The organism is Moraxella oculi, assembly GCF_023336735.1.
GTDB classification, from domain to species: Bacteria; Pseudomonadota; Gammaproteobacteria; order Pseudomonadales; family Moraxellaceae; genus Moraxella; species Moraxella oculi.
The window spans coordinates 1-572 of the sequence record NZ_JAMBAQ010000063.1 but is presented as its reverse complement, the minus strand read 5'-3'; the positions used below and the strand labels follow the sequence as shown (position 1 = coordinate 572).

The following is a 572-nucleotide window of genomic DNA, read 5'->3' as shown; positions in this document are numbered from 1 at the left end:
TTATCGGTAACCTCAATACCTTTATTAGGATCTGTCTTGACATCAACAGTAATCTTACTGATCTTGTTGTCTTTGAACGGATCGGTAGATACTTTGATATCTGCTGACTTAGTGTCTACAAAATCAATGGTGTCGTAAGTGCGGACGAAGTCTTTTGGTGCACCATCGTTATGCAGATTGAAGCCAGTTGATAAGACATCTCTCACCGTCGCCGCACTTGATAGCACTTTTTGTTTTTCAGTCAGATCAACCTTGATATTATCAAGATCTAAGAAATCATTTGCTGGTCCAACATTGAGCTGGTCACGACCTGCTTGAGTCAAGTTATGAGTCAAACCTGTGATGGTGTTTTTCTCACGACCTGCCTTACCTTCGCTGGTAACACGAATGGCTTGTCTGCCATCTGTAGTATTACCAACAGTGATGCCCTCAGGGGTGATATTGATGTCGCCGACTTTAAGTAGGTTATCCACTTGTAGCGTATCGCCCACTTTCACAGTTTCAAACGCCACATCTTGCTTGGTGGCAACAGTTAGGTTACCGCTTTCATCTTGGGTAACATTGATGTTGTC

1 pseudogene is annotated in these 572 nt (G+C 43.0%); it reads right to left on the bottom strand.

Annotated features, from left to right (window positions below):
- A pseudogene (locus tag M2R47_RS09390) lies at positions 1-572 on the bottom strand (hypothetical protein); the annotation flags it as partial.